The organism is Bartonella sp. MR168JLCBS (assembly GCF_042194175.1).
On record NZ_JBHIMP010000360.1, the window covers coordinates 341 to 726 of the forward strand.

Annotated in this window: 1 pseudogene; it reads right to left on the reverse strand. The window is 39.1% G+C overall.

Going from position 1 to position 386, the window contains the following annotated elements:
* Positions 1–386, reverse strand: a pseudogene (locus ACFIK8_RS11400) (branched chain amino acid aminotransferase); the annotation flags it as partial.

Here is a 386-nt window from a genome sequence, read left to right on the forward strand (position 1 = left end):
AAATTTTGATTGCCAAACATGAATGGACGTATGTAGAGGCTAGCATTGGGATTTCCAGAAACCCACTTCTGATCAATTCTTACTAATTGATGAATGGCATCTAAAAAAATGTCCTTTGGTAATTCTGGCATGGCTAATCGTCTTGCCGACTCTATAAAACGTTGCGCATTGGCATCAGGGCGGAATAACAAAATGCGTCCATCTTTTGCGCGATAGGCTTTTAAACCTTCAAAAATCTCTTGCGCATAATGCAAAACGGTACTTGCTGGATTAATTTCTAGGGATTTGTATTGAGAGATGACAGCGTTATGCCAACCTTTATCTTTGGTCCATTTAATGATCCCCATGTGATCTGTAAAAAATCGGCCAAAACCAGGATTTTTTAG